The 18,279-nt window shown below is 70.7% G+C and carries 12 protein-coding genes and 1 pseudogene; 10 read left to right on the top strand and 3 right to left on the bottom strand.

Features of this window, described 5'->3' with window-relative positions:
• Positions 1 to 637 precede the first annotated feature (637 nt).
• Entirely contained in the window at positions 638 to 1,228 is a 591-nt protein-coding gene (locus ACIBVP_RS43345; protein WP_396112397.1) for a hypothetical protein, read from the top strand.
• 390 nt (positions 1,229 to 1,618) lie between these two features.
• Here ACIBVP_RS43345 and ACIBVP_RS43340 read toward each other — a convergent pair whose 3' ends face one another.
• Positions 1,619 to 4,285 (bottom strand): hypothetical protein, encoded by a 2,667-nt coding sequence (locus ACIBVP_RS43340; RefSeq protein ID WP_396112396.1) that lies wholly within the window; start codon positions 4,283 to 4,285, stop codon positions 1,619 to 1,621.
• 406 nt (positions 4,286 to 4,691) lie between these two features.
• On the opposite strand from ACIBVP_RS43340, the gene ACIBVP_RS43335 reads away from it, so the two are divergent.
• Together ACIBVP_RS43335 and ACIBVP_RS43330 are read left to right on the top strand one after the other, a co-directional pair.
• The gene (locus ACIBVP_RS43335; RefSeq protein ID WP_396112395.1) at positions 4,692 to 5,426 is read left to right on the top strand and encodes a S1 family peptidase; all 735 of its coding nucleotides are present in this window, start codon (positions 4,692 to 4,694) and stop codon (positions 5,424 to 5,426) included.
• Positions 5,427 to 5,507: 81 nt separating this feature from the next.
• On the top strand, positions 5,508 to 6,335 hold the full coding sequence (locus ACIBVP_RS43330; RefSeq protein ID WP_396112394.1) for a hypothetical protein: 828 nt from the start codon (positions 5,508 to 5,510) through the stop codon (positions 6,333 to 6,335).
• Between the two features lie 154 nt (positions 6,336 to 6,489).
• Here ACIBVP_RS43330 and ACIBVP_RS43325 read toward each other — a convergent pair whose 3' ends face one another.
• The gene (locus tag ACIBVP_RS43325) at positions 6,490 to 6,657 is read right to left on the bottom strand and encodes a hypothetical protein (RefSeq protein WP_396112393.1); all 168 of its coding nucleotides are present in this window, start codon (positions 6,655 to 6,657) and stop codon (positions 6,490 to 6,492) included.
• 206 nt (positions 6,658 to 6,863) lie between these two features.
• On the opposite strand from ACIBVP_RS43325, the pseudogene ACIBVP_RS43320 reads away from it, so the two are divergent.
• Together ACIBVP_RS43320 and ACIBVP_RS43315 are read left to right on the top strand one after the other, a co-directional pair.
• Positions 6,864 to 7,301: pseudogene (locus ACIBVP_RS43320) on the top strand (ATP-binding protein); the annotation flags it as partial.
• Positions 7,302 to 7,533: 232 nt separating this feature from the next.
• A complete protein-coding gene (locus ACIBVP_RS43315; RefSeq protein ID WP_396112392.1) occupies positions 7,534 to 9,807 on the top strand; it encodes a LuxR C-terminal-related transcriptional regulator in 2,274 nt (757 codons plus the stop codon).
• An 81-nt stretch (positions 9,808 to 9,888) separates the two neighbouring features.
• Here the strand turns inward: ACIBVP_RS43315 and ACIBVP_RS43310 are convergent, their stop codons facing one another.
• Entirely contained in the window at positions 9,889 to 10,236 is a 348-nt protein-coding gene (locus tag ACIBVP_RS43310) for a hypothetical protein (RefSeq protein WP_396112391.1), read from the bottom strand.
• Here ACIBVP_RS43310 and ACIBVP_RS43305 point away from each other — a divergent pair.
• From ACIBVP_RS43305 to ACIBVP_RS43285, 5 genes are all read left to right on the top strand, one after another.
• Positions 10,208 to 12,532, top strand: coding sequence for a hypothetical protein (locus ACIBVP_RS43305; RefSeq protein ID WP_396112390.1), 2,325 nt, complete (start codon positions 10,208 to 10,210; stop codon positions 12,530 to 12,532). The genes ACIBVP_RS43310 and ACIBVP_RS43305 overlap by 29 nt on opposite strands.
• Positions 12,510 to 13,700, top strand: a complete 1,191-nt coding sequence (locus ACIBVP_RS43300) for a peptidase S8 (RefSeq protein ID WP_396112389.1) — start codon at positions 12,510 to 12,512, stop codon at positions 13,698 to 13,700. Before ACIBVP_RS43305 ends, ACIBVP_RS43300 begins: the two co-directional genes overlap by 23 nt.
• 8 nt (positions 13,701 to 13,708) lie before the next feature.
• Positions 13,709 to 14,938, top strand: coding sequence for a hypothetical protein (locus ACIBVP_RS43295; protein ID WP_396112388.1), 1,230 nt, complete (start codon positions 13,709 to 13,711; stop codon positions 14,936 to 14,938).
• On the top strand, positions 14,938 to 17,442 hold the full coding sequence (locus tag ACIBVP_RS43290; RefSeq protein ID WP_396112387.1) for a S8 family serine peptidase: 2,505 nt from the start codon (positions 14,938 to 14,940) through the stop codon (positions 17,440 to 17,442). The genes ACIBVP_RS43295 and ACIBVP_RS43290 overlap by 1 nt, the downstream gene beginning before the upstream one ends.
• 507 nt (positions 17,443 to 17,949) lie before the next feature.
• Positions 17,950 to 18,171, top strand: a complete 222-nt coding sequence (locus ACIBVP_RS43285) for a hypothetical protein (RefSeq protein WP_396112386.1) — start codon at positions 17,950 to 17,952, stop codon at positions 18,169 to 18,171.
• The last annotated feature ends 108 nt before the right edge of the window (positions 18,172 to 18,279 follow it).

Genomic DNA, 18,279 nt, shown 5'->3' with positions numbered 1-18,279 from the left:
GTGCGGGTTCCCGGGCCACCTTGGCCGGCCGCGTCGGGAGCGGCCCGGAACCGCTGGCCGGAGGGGCGTTTCCGGTCGGGGCACCGGTGCCACTGGGAGCAGGACGAGATCGGCGGCCGAGTTCGCCTTCGCGGGCGGTGACGAAGACGACCCCGCCGCGGTCACCGAATTCCTCATGCCGGCGCCATCAACCGCGCGGCCGAGGACAACCGGACAGCGATTTTCGGCATCTTCGCCGACAACCCAGGGCCGCGGTACGTAACGCAGCACAGGCGGCACTGGACGGATCGGCCGCCGCGTTGCACCACTTCCCCCAAGGTGTCCATCGTCGACGCGTCCGCGGAGGACGACCAGGTAGAGGCGTACCGGCTGCTCAACGAGGGCGGTCCGTACACGAAGCGGCGCAGATCGCGCTCGCGGGCACCACCAACATGCGCCGCGCCGACACCACTCAGTTCGACCAGGACTGGGCCGCCCACGTCACCGCGATCCGGGCGGCCATCGCCCACGCGGGCAGAATCGCGGTCGGGTTCCCACTCAGCCGCGTCGGGTCGTGAGAACACCCGGTCACCGCCGTGATCGATCGCGCGTCGAAAACCGCCGAGGTGCGGTGACGAGGCGCTACGATCCGGGCCGCATGGACGAGACATCGACCGCCGCCCGGCGGCGCGACCCGTTGTGGATCGGAGCGGCCGTACTCGCCGGGGTGCTCGTCGCGGCCCTCGTGGTCGGGGCGTGGCGGCCGGGTGCGTTCGTGGTGTTCGGCTGGCTCAGGCGGCCGGGCCTGTTCGGCACCGCCGCTCTCGTGTTGCTGGCGGTCGCCGCGTGGCTGGGCGTCCTCCGCCCCTGGAGGCGCTTCGTGCTGACCGGCGTGTGTGGTGTGCTCGCGGCGTTCTGGGCCATGATCGCGATGCTGACCCTCCCGTTCCGCGAGGATCTCGAGGAAGTCAGCCACCACCCGTCGCACGACGACGCCCGGGAGCTGGTGGTCTACGGGGGCATGAACGTGATCGACCCCACGTGGGAACTGCGGCTCCTCGCCGGGACCGGGCTGGCGACACGGGAGTGGGACCTCGGCTGCGTCAACTCCGACGTGGACTCCCTCACCCGCGTGGAATGGGTGGGTACGAACGAGTTGCGCGTGCACCTGTCCCGGAAAGGGGCCGTCGACGTCGTCCTCGACGAGGCGACCGGTCGGCCCAGCAGGACACTGGAGGTGGGCTGCTGACGTCCGGGTGGCCGCCGGGACGTCGACGACGATGTTGTGGATCTCGCCGTTGCGTTACGACGCGAGCAGGTCCGTTTCCTCGGCTGAAGACGTGATTTGTTCATGTCGTACCGTCGCGGCATCGAATTCCGAGCCTCCTCTCCGGCCGGGACGATAGCGGGACCGCTTTCATCGTTGTTCGAGTACGTGCAAGCGTGCGGAAGTGAGGCGGTTGCGCCACCGAACGGTCGCTGTGTGGTAACCGTGCCGCGGTGCCCTGCCGGGCCGCTGCGCGCCGGGACGCTGGAGTCATGCTCGGAACCGACGCCCAGGCGCTGACGACCCCGGACCGCCTGCCCGCCGCTGATGTCCTGGCACCGGTCGCGCGGGTGCCGTGTTCGCTGCGGCAGGTTACGGGCACCACGTGGCTGGGGCCGAGTCGCGGATGTCCCCGCACGTGCCCTGGACGGCAGGGGCGCCGAGCCCGTCCACCCGCATGACGGCCAAGAACTTGTCCAGTGGGACCTGCGCACCGTTCCGGCCGAAGTCGATCACCCCGCTCGTGCCGTCGACGCGTTTGCTCCCGGTGAGCCCGCTGATCATGTGCCACACCGCTCCTGGACTGACCACGGTTCCGCGCAACTGGTTCACGGCGGCGACGACGACGGTGAGCGCGTCGTACGCGGTCGAACCATCGTCGGCGAGGAACGAGTCGCGGGTCCGCGCGCACCGGCCTGGGAACAGCACGCGCAGCGTGTTGCTGAGTTCTCCGCCGGAGAAACAGTTCTGGCCGCCCGGTGCCAGCGCGAAGTAGTCGAACGGGATCTGCGGGAAGCGCTCCCGCTGATCCTTGTTCGCGACGTACCTGGACACGTCGTCACCAGCGAGGATCCGCGGCGGCGCGGACTTGCAGACCCCGTTGACGCCGTCCAGCATCTGCTCGAAGTCGGCGGGCCTGCCCGCGTAGAAGACCAGGCCACCCGCGCCGCACAGCGTCTGACCGACCTCGCGCGGTTCCGGCTCGTCCGGCGTGGCCACGTCCGGCGTCGGCGTGTACACCCGCAGCCGGACGACGAAACCAGCGCGCGTGAACTCGTCCCGCGCATCCCCGGCGAGCGTGCTCGCGTACAGGTCGTCCTCGTCCGAGGAGGTCACGACCGTCACCGGACCGGTGACGTGCAGTTCGTCGCGGGCGTATCGGACCGCCACCTGCGCCTCGCGCCGGTTCTGGGGCGCGATCTGGTAGTACAGCGGAGACTCCCGCTGGATGCCGTCCGCGGTCAACGACGAGGCGACCATCGGGAGCCCCGCGGCGCCGAGGGCCTTGATGGTCTCCACCGTCGCACGGCTGCTCACCGCCAGCCCGACGACACCGACGACGGTCCGGTCCTCCGCCGCCAGCTTCGCGAGCATGGCCGCTGCCCGGGGGCCGTGCCGCATCTCCCGGCCCGCGTTGACGAACACGATCCGCACCAGTGGGTCGGCGATGTTGCCGTCCAGTTGTCGCCGCTGCCGCGCCGCGATCCCCTGAAGCCGTTCGACCTCGGCGGGCTGGATGCCGGCGGCCGCACTGATCTCGGACACGTAGGCGACGCTGATGAACCTGCGCCCCGGGCGCTTCTCGCGCAACCGCTCCGCCTCGGCGTTCTGGCGCGTGATCACCTTCTGCACCTCGCGCAGCTCGGCCGGGGCCTCGAAGACCGGCACGGGTTCCGCGCTGACGCCGATGCACTCGTCGTCGATCGTGAGCAGGTAGTCCGCGAACGGGGCGGTGCGCTCGAGACCGCAATGCCGGTCCTGCCAGGCGCGCTCGCTTTCCTCCCGTAACCAGTCCAGCCACACGAGACCACCGGCGACGAGCGCCACGACCAGCACCGCCGCGGTCGGCAGCACGGCGGCACGGGACCACAACGGCGGTGCCAGCAGCTCCAGGGTGTCCGTGGATGGAGCCACCGCCGGGTCACCGCCCTCGGCGATCGTCCCGCGGATCGGCAGGTACCAGGCCGCGTCCTGCCGTTCGCGACTCGCCCGCCGGAAGTCGTCCCGCCAGGACTGGTACGCCCTACTGGACCGCGACATCTCCCACAGGTTCCTCGGAGTGCTGCCGGGCGGATAGGCGTCCGGTGGCACCTTGCGGCTGGCACTGACGAACAACACGGGGTCGAACAACCCGGTTTCGTTGCGCACCCGGTTGACGGTCTCCAAGAGCCGGTAGCCGCCGTTTCGTCTGGTGATCCGATCGAGCATGACCACCGGGTACGCGACCCGGCGGGCGCCGCGCGGACGCCGCCGCCGGTAGCCGGCACGGACGTCCTCGAGGAACGCGTTCACGAGCAGGCCGAGCAACTCCTCCTTGGACTCACCGTCGACCTTGCGCCTGGGCCCTTCGCCGAGCCAGCCCGTGATCCGCTGTGCGAACCCGAGGAACGTACCCGGGTCGTTCGGCGCGAGGAACGGCTGCCGGAGAAACCACCGGTAGCGTGCGCCGGCGCGCAAACGCAGCCGGAACCACAGCGGCGGCAGTAGCCACATCGTGAGCCGCGCGAACCACGGGAGTTCCTGTTGAAGGCTTTCCGGCGGTGGGATCCGCCTTTTCCTGCTCGCCTCGAACCCTTCGATCAGCCGGGACAGTTCGGCGTCGTGGCTCATCTGCTCGGGGTCGAGCCGCTGTCGCATCAACCACCGCACCATTTCGAACCGGCGAAAACTGATCCGGCCGTTCTTCTTGTGGGGGCCGACGAGCAACTGCTTCGCTATCTCGAACAACGCACCAGCCACGTTGTCCAGGTCGGCGTCCGTGACCGGTTCACGTGGGGTTTCCGGAGCCGCCGCCGACTCGGCGGCGGCGTCCGGTTCGAACTCGTACAACGCATGCGGTATCGGGGTCGGCCGCGAATTCTTCAGGTAGACCCTGATGTCCCGCAGCAGGTCAGCGGCGTCCTCAGACCGCACCAAGCACAGCAGCGGAAGTCCCCAGCGCCGGTTGGCGCCCCTCTGCTGTGGCGGCGTCTCGCCGCGCCGTGGACGCCGCACCAGTTCCTGCAGCAGTTTGACGAACCCGTCGAACCCCTCGTACATCCACGCCCGCCCTCGCGCTCAGGAATCCCGAACCCTTGATGCTATGCGAGGTGGTCGGGTCCGGTCCCGGAAACTCCAGACGAAATTGAGGATGCCGCCCGCCGGTCAAAGCCTCCCGTCCACACCGTGGATGGTGGTGGCGACACGGAAGTCGGCCCTGGCGTACCGCCGCGACGGCAGGTCGCTGTAGACGACCGAACGGAGGAGGGCACGGGGCAGACCGGTACGCGGCTGCCGGTCGGGCTTGTCCGCGGCGGCGAAGAAGTTCCGGAGATGTGCGCCGAATTTCCGGATGCCGCGCGTCGGCTGTCCGAGTGAACTCCGAAATGGCAACTGTTTACCCCGGACGGCCTATAATTTCGTCGGTGCCCGGCGTCTCCGGTCGGCGCCGGATGAGGAGGACGCAATGCGACGCATCTTCCGGGCTCGCCTGCGGGCGGGCGTCTTGTTGGCGCTGGGTCTTGTGCTCGCTGCCGCGGCGACCCCGGCAGCGGCGGATTCCGTGTCCAGCCCGACGACGTCGGTATCGCGGACCGAACAGGCGACCTGGGACCTGATCAGCGGCCAGCTGATCTACAGCGGCAGCACGAGATGCACGCTGGGCTTCAACGCCCGCAACGGCACGTCCCGCTTCGTGGTGACCGCGGGGCACTGCACGAGTTTCGCGGGCAGTTGGTCCGGCGTGGGTGGCTACATCGGCCCGAGCGCCGGCTCGTCGTTCCCCGGCAACGACTTCGGGCTGATCCAGGTGGCGTCGGCCGCCGCACTCTCCACCCCGTTGGTGGACCGCTACAGCAGCGGCGTGGACGTCACCATCACGGGTGTCGCCACTCCGCCGGTGGGCAGTTCGGTGTGCTACTCGAGCCCGATGACGGGATGGCGGTGCGGCAGCGTCACCGCGATCAACCAGACGGTGTGTTACCCGCAAGGCTGTGTCACGGGCCTGATCCGTACCTCGATGTGCCCCGGTCCCGGCTCGTCGGGTGCCCCGGTGGTCACGAATCCGGGGTCTGGTACCACCGTCCGCGCGGTGGGCCTGGTCGCGGGTGCCTCCGGCAACTGCACGTCCGGTGGCACGACCTGGGTCCAGCCGATCGCCGAACCACTGGCCGCGTACGGCCTGACCCTGGTGACCGGCTGACCATGACGGGCTCGATGGAACGGGTGCGGCATCGGTCACGTCACACCGCGCGTGAGACCTCGCGACGGACACCCGCAGGGTGTGGCACCCGGCTATGGCGGATGGCAGCAACCCCAGGTGCCGCCGCCTGGATGGCCGCCACAGCCGCCGACGAAGGCGAGGACGGGGCTGATCGTCGGCGTCGTTCTCGCACTCGTGGTGGTCCTCGGTGGCGGGTTCGCGGTCACCGCGTTCGTCGCGCCCGGCTTCCTGCTGGAGGACAGCGAGAACCCGGCGGGTCGTGACTCCGCGGCGGATGCGAACACGTTCGTCGACGCGGTGCTGGCTGACCTGAACGCGGGCAAGGCCGAGCCGGTCCTCGGGGCCTTCTGTGATCCGCAGACCGAGCTCGGCGAGGCGAAGGTCGTAGGACTGGCCGAGGCGGCCGAGCTACGTCGCGCGGGCGACGTTTCCGACTCTCTGACTGTCGACGTGATGGGGACCGTCAACGACAAGCCGATCGACGACGAGAGCAGCCTGTATCTGGACTCGGGCGGCTCGGACGGCGACTGGTGCATTGCCATTCTCGCCGTGAGCGCGCCGCTCGCGGAAGTTGCGGAGGCACTGCCCACAGCGCAGGAGATCGCGTCCGAGATCAACAACGGCGATGTCGGGAAGGTCGTCGAACGGGCGTGCACCGCCCATCAAGCCAACCTCCTGCGAAAAACGCTCCCTGGCGACGTCGCGAATCACCTCACCGTGCACGTCGGAGAGGCGCGCGGTTCCAGCGGAGTGTGGGTGGAGTTCTTCCTGAGTGGGCAACTCGACGGGGAGGCGATCGACCAGGAAGGCTCCTACCTGGCGGTCGAAAGTCAAAGCGCCGGAAAGTCGTGGTGCATACGCGGGCTCATCGTGCGACAGAAGTTCTGAGCGAATCGCCGTCGCGGGAGGGCGAGTACTGTCCAATCCGGACCGGTGGTGGACCGGGGCCGCTGGGCCGCCTGCTCGACCAGCACCTCCGGGTGACCATGGGTGAAGTGCGGCGTCGGCGGCAACACCCCGTCGCGCACCGCGAGCACCGTCTTCACCAGGCCCGCCGCAACGCGTCGACCTCGATCGCGTCGCCGACCGGGGTGCCGCTGCCGTGGGCCTCGACGTAGCCGAGGTCGGCCGGTGCCCAGCCCGTCGCGGCCAGCGCTTCGGCCACCACGGCCGCCTGGCCGCTCACCCCCGGCAGCAGCACCGCGCGCACAACCGCTCCATCGCCGGCTGGCTCTCATCGTCCACGGCGCGGTAGATCACCAACCGTTGGTCCTGGTCCTGACTGAGCGTGAACGATTGGAAACGCACCGCCGCTGACCGGTGGTGATTCGCCTATCGACCCCACGGGCCGGACGCTGTTACGTTGACCGACGTGCGACGACTACGGTCGCGTGGTCGTGGGAGCGGAGGCTTGAGATGGTCGTCGTCGCCGCGGCCGAGGCGATGACCAGGCCCGCGTTCACCGGCCGCGAGCAGGAGTTGGCGTTACTGGCCCACACCGTTGCCCAGCCGGCCGCTCTGGTCCTCATCGAGGGTGAGCCGGGCATCGGCAAGAGCAGGTTGGTTCGGGAGTACGTCGAGTCCCGGCCGGCGGGCACGCCCCGGGTCGTCGCAGCGCTGTGCCCGCCCTACCGGGAGCCGTTCAGCCTGGCCCCGCTCGTCGACGCCCTCCGCGAGGCGACCGACGGTGTCGCGGGGCTGGCGCTGACCCCACTGGCCGGGGCTCTGCGACCGGTCCTGCCGGAGTGGGCGGACGATCTGCCGCCTGCCCTGGATCCACTGCCGGACAGCACCGCCGCCCAGCACCGCCTGTTCCGGGCCATCGCCGAGCTGCTGAACGTGCTCGACGTCGGAGTCCTGGTGGTCGAGGACGTGCACTGGGCCGACGACGCCACCCTCGAGTTCCTGCTGTTCCACAGCTCCTCGCGGGCAGGCGGTGACCGGGCGCTGGTGGTCACCTACCGCCCGGAGGAGGTCCCGGCCGACTCCCTGCTGCGGCGCCTGTCGTCCCGGCGGCGAGGCGAGCCGGCTGCGACTCGGACTCACCAGTCTCAGCCGGGAGGAGACCGCGTCCCTGGCGTCGTCGATGCTGGACGGCACGGTCGTCACCGACAGGTTCCGCGACTTCCTCTTCGACCGCACCGAGGGCGTGCCGCTGGCGGTCGAGGAGCTGATGCGGCTGATGCACGCGCGCTCGGACCTGTCCCACCGGGACGGCGGCTGGGTGCGCCGCCGCCTCGACCGCATCGACGTGCCGCCCAGCATCCGGGACGCGGTCCTGGAACGCCTCGGCCGGCTCGCGCCGCACGTCCAGCAGGTCCTCAAGGCCGCGGCTGTCCTCGCCGACCCGGCCGACCAGGCCACCCTCACGACGGTCAGTGGCCTGTCCGACACCGACGTCGACGACGGTCTCGCGGTCGCGACCGGATCGGGCTGGCTACAGGACGACGGCCAGGGCCACCTCGCGTTCCGCCACGTGCTCAACCGGCAGGCCGTCGACGAGACCATCCCGGACCCGCAACGCCGGACGATGCACCTGCGGGCCGGGCGCGCACTCGAGTCACGCGAACCGCCGCCGCTCGTCCGCCTCGCCCGGCACTTCCGGGCCGCCGGTGAGCCCGACCGCTGGCGGGAGTACGCCGAGCGGGCCGCCGACCAGGCCATCGCGGCCGGCGACCGGATGGCGGCGACCACGTTGCTGCACGACGTGGTGCGCACGGTCAGCGGACCACCGGCACTGACGGCGAGGATCGCCCGCAAGCTCGCCGACGCCGCACTGTTCCGCCACGAGGTCGTCGACGACCTGCAGGTGACGGTAGCCGGCACGCTGCACGACGTGCTCGCCTCCGCCGGGCTCTCCCCCCAGGACGCCGCCGAGGTCCGGGAGCGGCGCGGGCGGCTGCTCCTCCAGCTGGGAGATTGGGAGACCGGGCACCGCGAGCTGGAGCTCGCGATCGCCGGGCTGGACCACGACCCGCTCCGCGCGGCGCACGCGATGATCTACCTCGGTTGGCCATCTGCCGAGCCGAAGCCGGTCACCGAGCAACTGGAGTGGCTCAACCGGGCCGCGGCGATGGCGAGCCGGGTGCCCGAGCCCGGTTTGCGGACGGTGCTCGAGGCCGACCGGGCCATGGCGCTGGTGTTCCTCGGCGAGGAGTCCGGCTGGGCGGTCGCCGAGGGTCTGCCCGACCAGTGGACCGGACCGCCCGAGCACTGGAAGGGCACTGGCAGCAGCCCGCATCGGGAGATCGCGAGGGCCAACGCCAATCTCGGGAACGCGGCGACCCTCTGGGGCCGCTACCGCAAGGCGGAACAGTGGCTCGGCTTCGCCGTCGAGGTGTCCGCGGCCGATGACGACCAGCGGGTGCACACCGCCGCGCTGGCCTCCCAGGCGCGGTTGCACTGGTACCTCGGCCGGTGGGACCAGCGGGATCGAGTGGCACGCCGGGCGGCCGAACAGCGCACGGCCACCCACCCGGTGAACCAGGAGTGGCAGATCGTGGACGGCCTGCACAATCTGACGGCCGGAGCCTGGGACCGGGCGGCCGACATGTTCACCCGTGTCCTCGACGCCGCGGAGGCCAACGGCGACCAGGAGCTGCCGACCTGGGCGGCGGCCTGCCTCGCCCAGGCGAAGCTCGCGGGCGGCGACGTGGCAGCCGCGCTCGCGGCCAGCGACCGGCCCTTCGCCGTTCTGGCCCGCTCCGGCCTGTGGCTGTGGGGCACCGACCTCATGCAGCCACGGGTCACCGCCCTGGTGCGTGCCGGCCGGGTCGGTGAGGCGATCGACGCCGTCGAGGTGTTCGCCGACGGACTGGTCGGTCGCACCGCGCTCGCGCCGCTGGCCGCACTGGTGACCTGCCGGGCCGTGCTCGCCGAAGCCACGGGCGCGGTGGAGACGGCGCTCGCCGGGTTCGAGCGCTCCGCCGAGGCTTGGGCGGCGCTGCCCCGGCCGTACGAGGCCGCCCTGGCCGTCGAACGACAGGCGGTGCTGTCGCTGCGCGTCGGGCGCCACGGTCCCGGTGTCGAACTGCTGACCAGCGCCTTCGAACGCCTGGAGCGGTTGGGCGCCCGGCGGGACGCCGACCGGATCGCCCGCACGCTGCGCGAGCACGGGACCGAGGTGTCCCGGCCATGGCACGGTGGGCGCCGCGGCTATGGCGACGCGCTGTCCCCTCGGGAGCTGGAGGTGGCCCGGCTGGTCGCCGAAGGTCGCACCAACCGTGAGATCGGGCACGAGCTGTACCTCTCGCCCAAGACCGTGGCACGCCACCTGACCTCGGTGATGCGCAAGCTCGAGGTCACCTCGCGCACTGCCGTCGCGCTGCGGCTGCGCGGCACCGGCTCCCAGGTGTCGTAGCGCTAGGCACCCTCCACTCGCGACTTTGGGACATCTGTCCCGTCGCGGGGACCACCGTGCGCGGCCGACGATTCCCAGATGTCAGATCCCCAGACACCGAAGGAGTTCGAGCACGCCGCGAAGGCGGCAGAGGTCGACGACGACCAGGAGCGCGAGTCCGACAGTGGAGATGATGAATATGAGCCGGTTTAGGCTGCGCGGGTTCACCGCGCGGTTGGTAGCCGCCGTCAGCGTGCTGACGGTGAGTGCGTCAGCACTTCCCGGTGCCGTCGTCGCGGTGTCCAGTTCGGAGCCGCTGAGCACGCGGGACACCTCGGCGAGCTCCGGCCCGGCCGCCGCGGCACCGGTCACGGCCACACCGGCCGGCACGCAGGCGACCGCCGAGACCACGACCGAGCAGGTGACGACCACCAGGTCGACGTTGACCATGGTGACGGGTCACCGGATACGCCTCGATGCGACGACGGGCCGCCCGCCCGGCGTGACGATCCTGCCCACCCGCCCCGGCGACGGAAAGACTCCGGAGCAGGCGGCGTTCATCCAGCTCCAGGCCGGCGGCGACACCTACGTCGTGCCCACCGTCGCCATCCCTTATCTGTCCACCCTGGACATCCGGCTGTTCAACGTGAGTTACCTGGCCCGTGCGGGGCTCGACGACGAGCACAGCGAGACCCTGCCGGTGTCGATCACCTACCGGGGTGGCGGGGCCACCGCGCTACCCGGCGTGACCACCACCGCACCGGCCAACGGTAAGGCGAGCGCCGGGATCGTCAAGGGGCAGGCGCTCCAGCTCGGCGAGTTGCTCGCGAAACGCTGGCAGGAGGCCGAGTCCGGGCGGTCCGGCACGCCCGTCGGACAGTTGGACGGCATCGCCCGCATCGAACTGGCCCAGTCAGGTTCTGCGAAGCTGCCGCCCGCGCCGGCGATGCTTCCGTCATCCTCCGCCTCGGAATCCGGACCGGCCTTCCACCCGCTCACGCTGAACCCGGTCACCAGGACCGGCGATCCGGGCCACGCCATCGGGTTCGTGCAGAACGTCGACGACGGGCGGCTGAGCCCGAACGGTGTCGAGCTCGGCTTCTTCATCATCGGCGAGGGCTTTCCCCGGACCTTCAGCGTCGCGGAGGGCACCTACAGCATCACCACCACCGTGGTGGACGGACCGGTCGGTGACTACAGCGTGCCGTCCACCTTCGTCGCCGAACCGGAGGTGGTCGTCGACTCGGACACCACCGTCGACCTCGACGCCCGGAAGGCGGTGCCGTTCGAGACGACGCTGGAGGCACCGCTCGAGACGCCGGAGTACCGGCAGGACATGTTGACCTTCACTCGAACCGGCGAGCGGGGCGATGACCGTCGGGTACAGGCGAGCTTCGGCGGCCTGCTCTCGATGATCTTCATGCGCATGTGGTCGTTCCCGGGCACGGACATCAACGACAACGGCGTCCTGTACGCCACCCCCACCCAACCGGTTACCAAGGGCACGTTCGACTTCGCCGCCCTGGCCCAGTTCTCCCAGGATCCGACCGACACCGCCGCACCGGCTCGGCCGTCCTACAAGCTGGCCTTCCCGACCGAGGGCCGCATCCCGGACTCCCTGACGAACTCGATCGGCGAGTCCGACCTGACGACTGTCCGGACCACGGTGTACGCCGCGACACCCGTGCCCAACCACGTCGTCGAGCTGTATCTCCCGTGGAGCGTCAACACCCTCGGCGTCGAACCGCCGGTCCTGCCCCCAGGTGAGCACGTCGACTACTGGTACACCAGCGACCCCGGCCTCACGCTCTGGCAGGAGTACGTCGCCCGTGAGGAGGTGGGCACCCCGCAACCCCAGCACATCGTCGTCTACGGGCCGCGCCGGACCATCAGGCCCGGTGAGCAGCTCGTCACGGAGTGGCTCAGGGGTCCGCTGGTCCCGTCCCCGTTCGCGCCGTACCTCCACACCAACGACACCACCATCGACCTCGCCGGCACGGCCGGGGACGTCCCGGTGCTCGACCCCAGGGCGACGGTGTGCACGGCCTGTCGGCAGGACACCAACGGCATGGTCTACGTCATGCCCTTCGCCGACTCCGATCCGAGTCACCACGGGGACATGATCTACGGCCGAACGTCAGCGGTTTCCTTCTACCGCAACGACAAACTGGCGTTCAGGACGCCGCCGCGGGGAGTGGGCCCCGACCAGGTGACCCCCAACGGCCTCACCCTGCCACTGCTGGCGGAGGCCGCGACCTACCGGCTGGACTGGACCACGACCGAGCACCGTGACCCGGCCATCTCCACCACCACCCGGTGGGGCTTCCGCTCCGGACCGGACGACCCGGCGGTCGACCTGCCGCCGGACATGTACTGCGGACCGGACACCAGCCGCGACTGCTCCCTGCTTCCGTTGCTGTTCCTGAACTACGACCTCGACCTGACCTACGGGCTGACCGCCCCGGCCGCGTCGCCGTTCGAGGTGGCGTTCCGGGTCAGTGGCCAGCAGGCCGCCCCGGCACCCACCGGGGTGTCGGCGACGGTGGCGGTGTCCTTCGACGACGGCGCGACCTGGACCGATCCGCGGCCGGCGACGAGCCGGGACGACGGCACCTTCGCCTTGCCCATCCAGCACCCGCCGCTCGGCGAGACGAGTGGATTCGTCTCGCTGCGGGTGCACGCCGGGGACGCGGCCGGAAACTCTGTCGAACAGGAGCTCATCCATGCGTACGCGCTGCACGGGTAGGCGAGTCGGCGCGGCCGCGGCGGCCATGGCGGTCCTCGCGGTGGTCGGCTCGGCGCAAGCCCAGCCGACTCGGCCAGTCTCGGATGTCACCGTGACACCACAGGCTGTCGACCTGCTGGCGGTCGCCGCCGGCACCGACGGCACGCCGCTGGACCTTGCCGCGCAGGCGGCCGCGGACCTGCGCCCATACACCGCCGCCGATCTCCAGGACGCCTACCAGCTGCCATCGGAGCGTCTTGGTGCGCGGCAGACGATCGCCGTCGTGTCCCCGTACGACAACCCGAACGCCGAAGCCGACCTCGCGACCTACCGTGCGGCCAACGACCTCGCGCCGTGTACGGCCGACTTCCCGTGCCTGAGGCGGGTGAACCAGCGCGGTGGCAGCGAGCCGCCACCCGGCCACACGGGGTGGGGCCTGAACATCAACGCCGGGCTGCAGGTCGCGTCGGCGGCCTGTCCCAACTGCCGGCTGCTGCTGGTCGGCGCGGACAGCAGTGATCTCGCCGACCTCAACGCGGCCGTCGATCAGGCCGCCATCCAGGGCGCCAACGTGATCGTGACCGTGTTCGGCGCACGGGAGTACCCCGGTCAGCTGGCGGATGCCGGGCACTACGACCACCCGGGCACCGTGATCACCGCGCCTGCGGGCGACTCGGGGTTCGGCTTCGGCAACACCGGGACACAACTTGTTCCCGCCGCCTACGGCACTGTTGTCGCGGTCGGCGGCACGTCCCTCTACCGCGACACCAACGCCCGCGGCTGGGGTGAGACGGCCATGCCGAACACCGGATCCGGCTGTTCGGTGTACGTGCCCCGCCCGGCCACCCAGGAGCGGGGACTCTGCGGCGACAAGCGCACGGTCGCCGACGTCGCCGCGGTCGCGGACATCGACACACCAGTGGCGGTGTACGACACCTACGGCTACCCCGGCTGGCTCGCCGTCAGCGGCACACCACTCGCCGCTGCGCTGATCGGCGGGGTCTACGCCCTGGCCGGCAACACCGACCAAGCCGACCCCGCCCGGCGGCTGGCCCGCCAACACCGGCAGCTCAACGACGTCACCACCGGCGCGAACGGCCAGTGCGGCGGCAGCTACCTGTGCACGGCCGTCCGTGGCTACGACGGACCCACGGGCCACGGCACTCCCCTCGGCATCGGCGCGTTCTAGGAGGACTCATGCGTACCAGGACCTTCGTGTCAGCGCTGGCGATCGGGGCGCTGGTCGTCCCACTCACCAGCGCGATGTCGGCACCGGCGGCGCCGCAGGGCAGACCGTGCACCGCCCAGTGGCAGCTGGTGCCGACACCCGAACAGACCACCGGTCTCGTCGAGGCACGGACGGTGAGCGCCATCTCCGGGAAGGACGTCCGGATCAGCGGCAGCGTCAACGGGACGACCTCGTGGTCGATGACGTGGAACGGGCGCTCCATCACCGAGACGTCCACCCCGTCGCCGGGCCTGAGACGGTCCGTCGACAACGTACGGTCCTCGTCGTACGCGTCGCCGGAGGAGGGCTGGCTGCTGCTCGACCTTCCGCCGCGGGCCGACGCGGGCATCGACACCGCGGCCCACTGGCAGGACGGCCGGTGGACGCTGACGCCGACGGCCGTACCGGACGACCCGGTCACCGGCGGGGTGCTCCAGCTCATGTCGGTGACGTCGCTGGCACCCGACGATGCGTGGGCGGTCGGCCATCGGACCGACCCGCAGGGCCTGCCGCTGGGTCTGATCGAGCACTGGGACGGCACCAGGTGGACGGTCGCCGACCATCCTGAGGCGACCGCCAGGGGAACACAGTTGCTCGACGTGACCGCGGTGTCCCCAACCGACGTCTGGGCGGTCGGCCAGGTCAGCCCGGAGACCGGTGGCTGGACCGACTCGAGACCGCTCGTGATGCGCTACGACGGCTCGGCCTGGACCACTGTCTCCACACCGGAGGTTCCGGCAGATCGGCGACCCGCGAAGCTGAGCTCGGTGAGCGTGACCGACGACGGTCACGTCTGGGCGGTCGGACTGCAAGGAGCGGCGGAGAGCGTCTTCGGCCAACCGCTGATCCTGCGCCACGACGGGTCCGGCTGGCAGGAGCTGCCGGATCCGGACATCGGTGACCGGGTCAACGTGGTCGGCGTGTACGCGACGTCCGAGCACGACGCCTGGGTGGTCGCGACCCACGGCGACGGTGCGCCGAGCACGCTGCTGCACTGGGACGGCACGGGCTGGCAGAGCGCGGAATGGCCTGGCCCCAAGCTGTACGGGCACCGGTACTACGCCACCGACATCGCAGGCACCGGCCCGAACGACATCTGGGTGAGCGGCGCCGTCGCCCGCCTCGAGGGCACCGGCGGCACGATGATCCCGGTCACCGCGACCCCCCAGGTCGCCCACTTGAGCTGCGGGAGGAAGTGATGACCGTACGCACACGGTCTCGAGTGACGATGCTGGCGGTCGCCGGGTTGCTGGCGGGAGTCGTCGCGCCGGCCTGGGCAGCGGCGGCACCGGCACCGGAGCCTCGTCCTGGCGCGGACAAGATCGCGCCAGGACTTGCGACGAGCCTCTACCAGCAGGAGCCCCAGGACTTCTGGGTCCGGTTCGACGAGCGGGCCGACACGTCGGCGGCGCGGGACATCGAGGACTGGTCCGAGCGCGGCTGGCACGTCTACAACACGCTGACCGAAACGGCCGAGCGGTCCCAGGCGTCCGTTCGAGCGGAACTGGACGAGCGGGGCGTGGACTACCAGCCGTACTGGATCGTGAACGCGATCAGGATCGAGAACGGCACGGCCGACCTCGCCGAGGAGCTCGCGGCGAACTCCGCGGTACGCCAGCTGATCCCCACCCGGACCTACCAGGTGCCCAAGCCGATCGCCGGCACGGCACAGGCCGAGGTGAACGCCGTCGAGTGGGGCGTCGCGAACATCAACGCCGACGACGTGTGGTCCCAGTACGGCGTCACCGGCGAGGGGATCACCGTCGCGAGCATCGACACCGGCACCCAGTACGACCACCCGGCGCTGGTCGGCCGGTACCGCGGCAACAACGGCGACGGCACGTTCGACCACAACTACAACTGGTACGACGCCGCCGGTGCCTGCGACGGCGACGCGCCGTGTGACGAGAACGGGCACGGCACCCACACCACGGGCACGATGGTCGGCGACGACGGCGCAGGCAACCAGGTGGGGGTGGCGCCGGGCGCGCGGTGGATCGAGGCCAACGGCTGCTGCCCGGACGACGCCGCCATCGTCGCCTCGGGCCAGTGGTTCCTCGCCCCACGCGACCTGACCGACGCGCCGGACACGGCCGACCCCGCCAAACGACCGCACGTCATCAACAACTCGTGGGGTAGCACGTCACCGACCGACGCCCCGTTCATGCCCGAGGTCGTCCAGGCGTGGGCCGACGCGGGCATCTTCGGGGTCTTCGCCAACGGCAACAACGGGCCGTCCTGCCGCACCAGCGGCAGCCCGGGCAGCCGGACCGCGACGTACTCGGTCGGCGCCTACGACGTGAACAACAAGATCGCGACCTTCTCGTCCCGGGGCACCGGACAGGACGGCACGATCAAGCCGAACATCTCCGCGCCGGGAGCCAACATCCGATCGAGCTGGCCGGGCGGGACCTACAACGCCATCTCCGGCACCTCGATGGCGACACCACACGTGGCAGGTGCGGTGGCTCTGCTGTGGTCGGCCTACCCGGAAATGGTCGGCGACATCGCGGGCACTCGCCTGCTGCTCGACATCACGGCGATCAACACCTTCGACGACCAGTGCGGCGGCGACGAGGACTACAACAACGTCTACGGCCAAGGTCGCCTGGACGCCCTCGCGCTCGTCGCCGCCGGTGCGACGGGCACGTCCCGGATGGAGGGTGTCGTCGCCGACGGAAACGGGCAGCCGCTCGCCGGTGTTCAGGTGAGCGCCCAGGGCCCGGTCTCCCGGTCGGCCCGCACCCGCGCCGACGGGAGCTTCGAGTTCCAGTTGGTGGCCGGGTCCTACGACATGACGGTGACCGGCCCGTTCGGGTACGTCGACGACCGGCGGACGGTGACGGTCGCGCGCGACACGACCTTCCGCCACGACGTGACCCTGGAACCGACCGAACGGGTCGAGGTGTCCGGTGTGGTGCTGGACGGCTCCGGGCTTGGCAGCCCGCTGCGGGCGGAGGTCGTGGTCACCCACGAGTCGGGCTTCGAGGCCACGGCGGTCAGTGACCCGGAGACCGGCGCGTACCGCTTCCCGGTGGTGCCCGACGCCACCTACACGATGCGGGTCGCCGCCACGCCTCCCGGCTACGAGCCGTACGAGGCCTCGATCACGGTGGGCGCGGAGGGGCTGGTGCGGGACGTCGAGCTGGTCGTGTCGTTCGTCTGCACCGCGCCGGGCTACGCGGTCACCAGGGACGGAACGTGGCAGCGTTTCGACCGGAACGCGAAGTGGCAGGTCAGCAACGTCGATCCGGGCTACCCGGGCTACGACTCCCGGCGCGGCTGGGTGTTCGACGACCCGGGCGAGCGGACGAACGAGACCGGCGGGAGCGGCAGGTTCGCGATCGTCGACTCGGACCACCTCGGTCAGCATCACGTGCAGGACACGTACCTGACGTCGCCTGCGCTGGACCTGACCGGGCGGAAGAACGCGGCCGTCGAGTTCGGCACCGAACTGAAGGCCGCGGTGAACTCGGAGGCGACGGTCGAGCTGAGCGTCGACGGCGGCCGGACCTGGTCGACGGTGTGGCGGCGGGACGGCTTCCCCAGCGTGGAGGGGCCGAGTCAGCAGGCAGTGCCCCTGCCGACCGCCGTCGGGAAGGCCGACGTGCGACTGCGGTTCCACTACGAGGGCCAGTGGTCGGGCTGGTGGGCGGTCGACGACGTGTTCGTCGGCGACCGCACCTGCAGCCCGGTGAGCTAGTGGGGTGTCCGCCAACGTTCGCCGGGTTTCTCGGTGGCCCAGCTTCCCGCTGGCGGCGTTGCCGATCCACCCAAGTACACCCAGTACGAGGGAGGATCGGCGCCTTGCCAGCCGAAACCTGGATCCACCGACAAACCCACCGACATTGGTGGACTCCCCACTGGCGCGACGAACTCGGTGACGCGGTGTCGCTGACGGTGGCCCCACGAACCGTCGGCGACACCGCGTCGCCAACCGAAGTCACTGCTCGTGCGCCCGGTAGCGAGGCCCTCGGTCAGCTGGCGCAACGCCCGGTCGACGTTGCCGGCCCGCCGGTCGGCCTCGGCGGCGAGGATGCGGAACCCGTAGGCCCGCGACACCGTGGGCGCCCGGCGTGCGTCCAGGTCCCCCACCGCAGAGCCGCGGCATGGTCACCAGCGCGCGCATCGCCGTCGCGTACAGCGGGGTGGCCCGGTGCAGGAAGCTGCCAGGCCGGTCGAGCTGTGCGCGTGCCGTCGCAGGTCCTCGGTGACGGCTCACAGACAGGAGAGAGCCGTCGAGGCACACCTGTTCCGCGACGGCATCGAGATCCCGACACAGTTCGAGGCGAGCTGGGACCTCAGCGAGTGCCCGGAGCCCGCGAACTACCAGTTCTCCCACAAGGTCAAGCCGTTCGGTCATCGCCACGGGCCGACCGAGATCGATCCAGGTTCGAGGGTCATGGAGCGACAACGCTGGCTGACGTCCTGAATGTCCAGCCGCGGCCGGGACGAAGGGCGGCTTGACGCTGACCGTTCCACAAGGACTGACGGGGCCGGACCACGACGGTCCGGCCCCGCGCTGGATCACAACATGACG

The sequence above is a fragment of the Actinophytocola sp. NPDC049390 genome (genome assembly GCF_044466355.1).
Lineage (GTDB): Bacteria > Actinomycetota > Actinomycetes > Mycobacteriales > Pseudonocardiaceae > Actinophytocola.
This window is presented reverse-complemented; position numbering and strand designations above follow the sequence as displayed.

Bases quoted from the DNA above. Each gene is read 5' to 3' on its own strand.
- ACIBVP_RS43345 (WP_396112397.1), top strand. From the start codon at position 638: ATGGACGAGACATCGACCGCCGCCCGGCGGCGCGACCCGTTGTGGATC.
- ACIBVP_RS43340 (WP_396112396.1), bottom strand. From the start codon at position 4,285: ATGTACGAGGGGTTCGACGGGTTCGTCAAACTGCTGCAGGAACTGGTG.
- ACIBVP_RS43335 (WP_396112395.1), top strand. From the start codon at position 4,692: ATGCGACGCATCTTCCGGGCTCGCCTGCGGGCGGGCGTCTTGTTGGCG.
- ACIBVP_RS43315 (WP_396112392.1), top strand. From the start codon at position 7,534: ATGCTGGACGGCACGGTCGTCACCGACAGGTTCCGCGACTTCCTCTTC.
- ACIBVP_RS43310 (WP_396112391.1), bottom strand. From the start codon at position 10,236: ATGGTCAACGTCGACCTGGTGGTCGTCACCTGCTCGGTCGTGGTCTCG.
- ACIBVP_RS43300 (WP_396112389.1), top strand. From the start codon at position 12,510: ATGCGTACGCGCTGCACGGGTAGGCGAGTCGGCGCGGCCGCGGCGGCC.
- ACIBVP_RS43295 (WP_396112388.1), top strand. From the start codon at position 13,709: ATGCGTACCAGGACCTTCGTGTCAGCGCTGGCGATCGGGGCGCTGGTC.
- ACIBVP_RS43290 (WP_396112387.1), top strand. From the start codon at position 14,938: ATGACCGTACGCACACGGTCTCGAGTGACGATGCTGGCGGTCGCCGGG.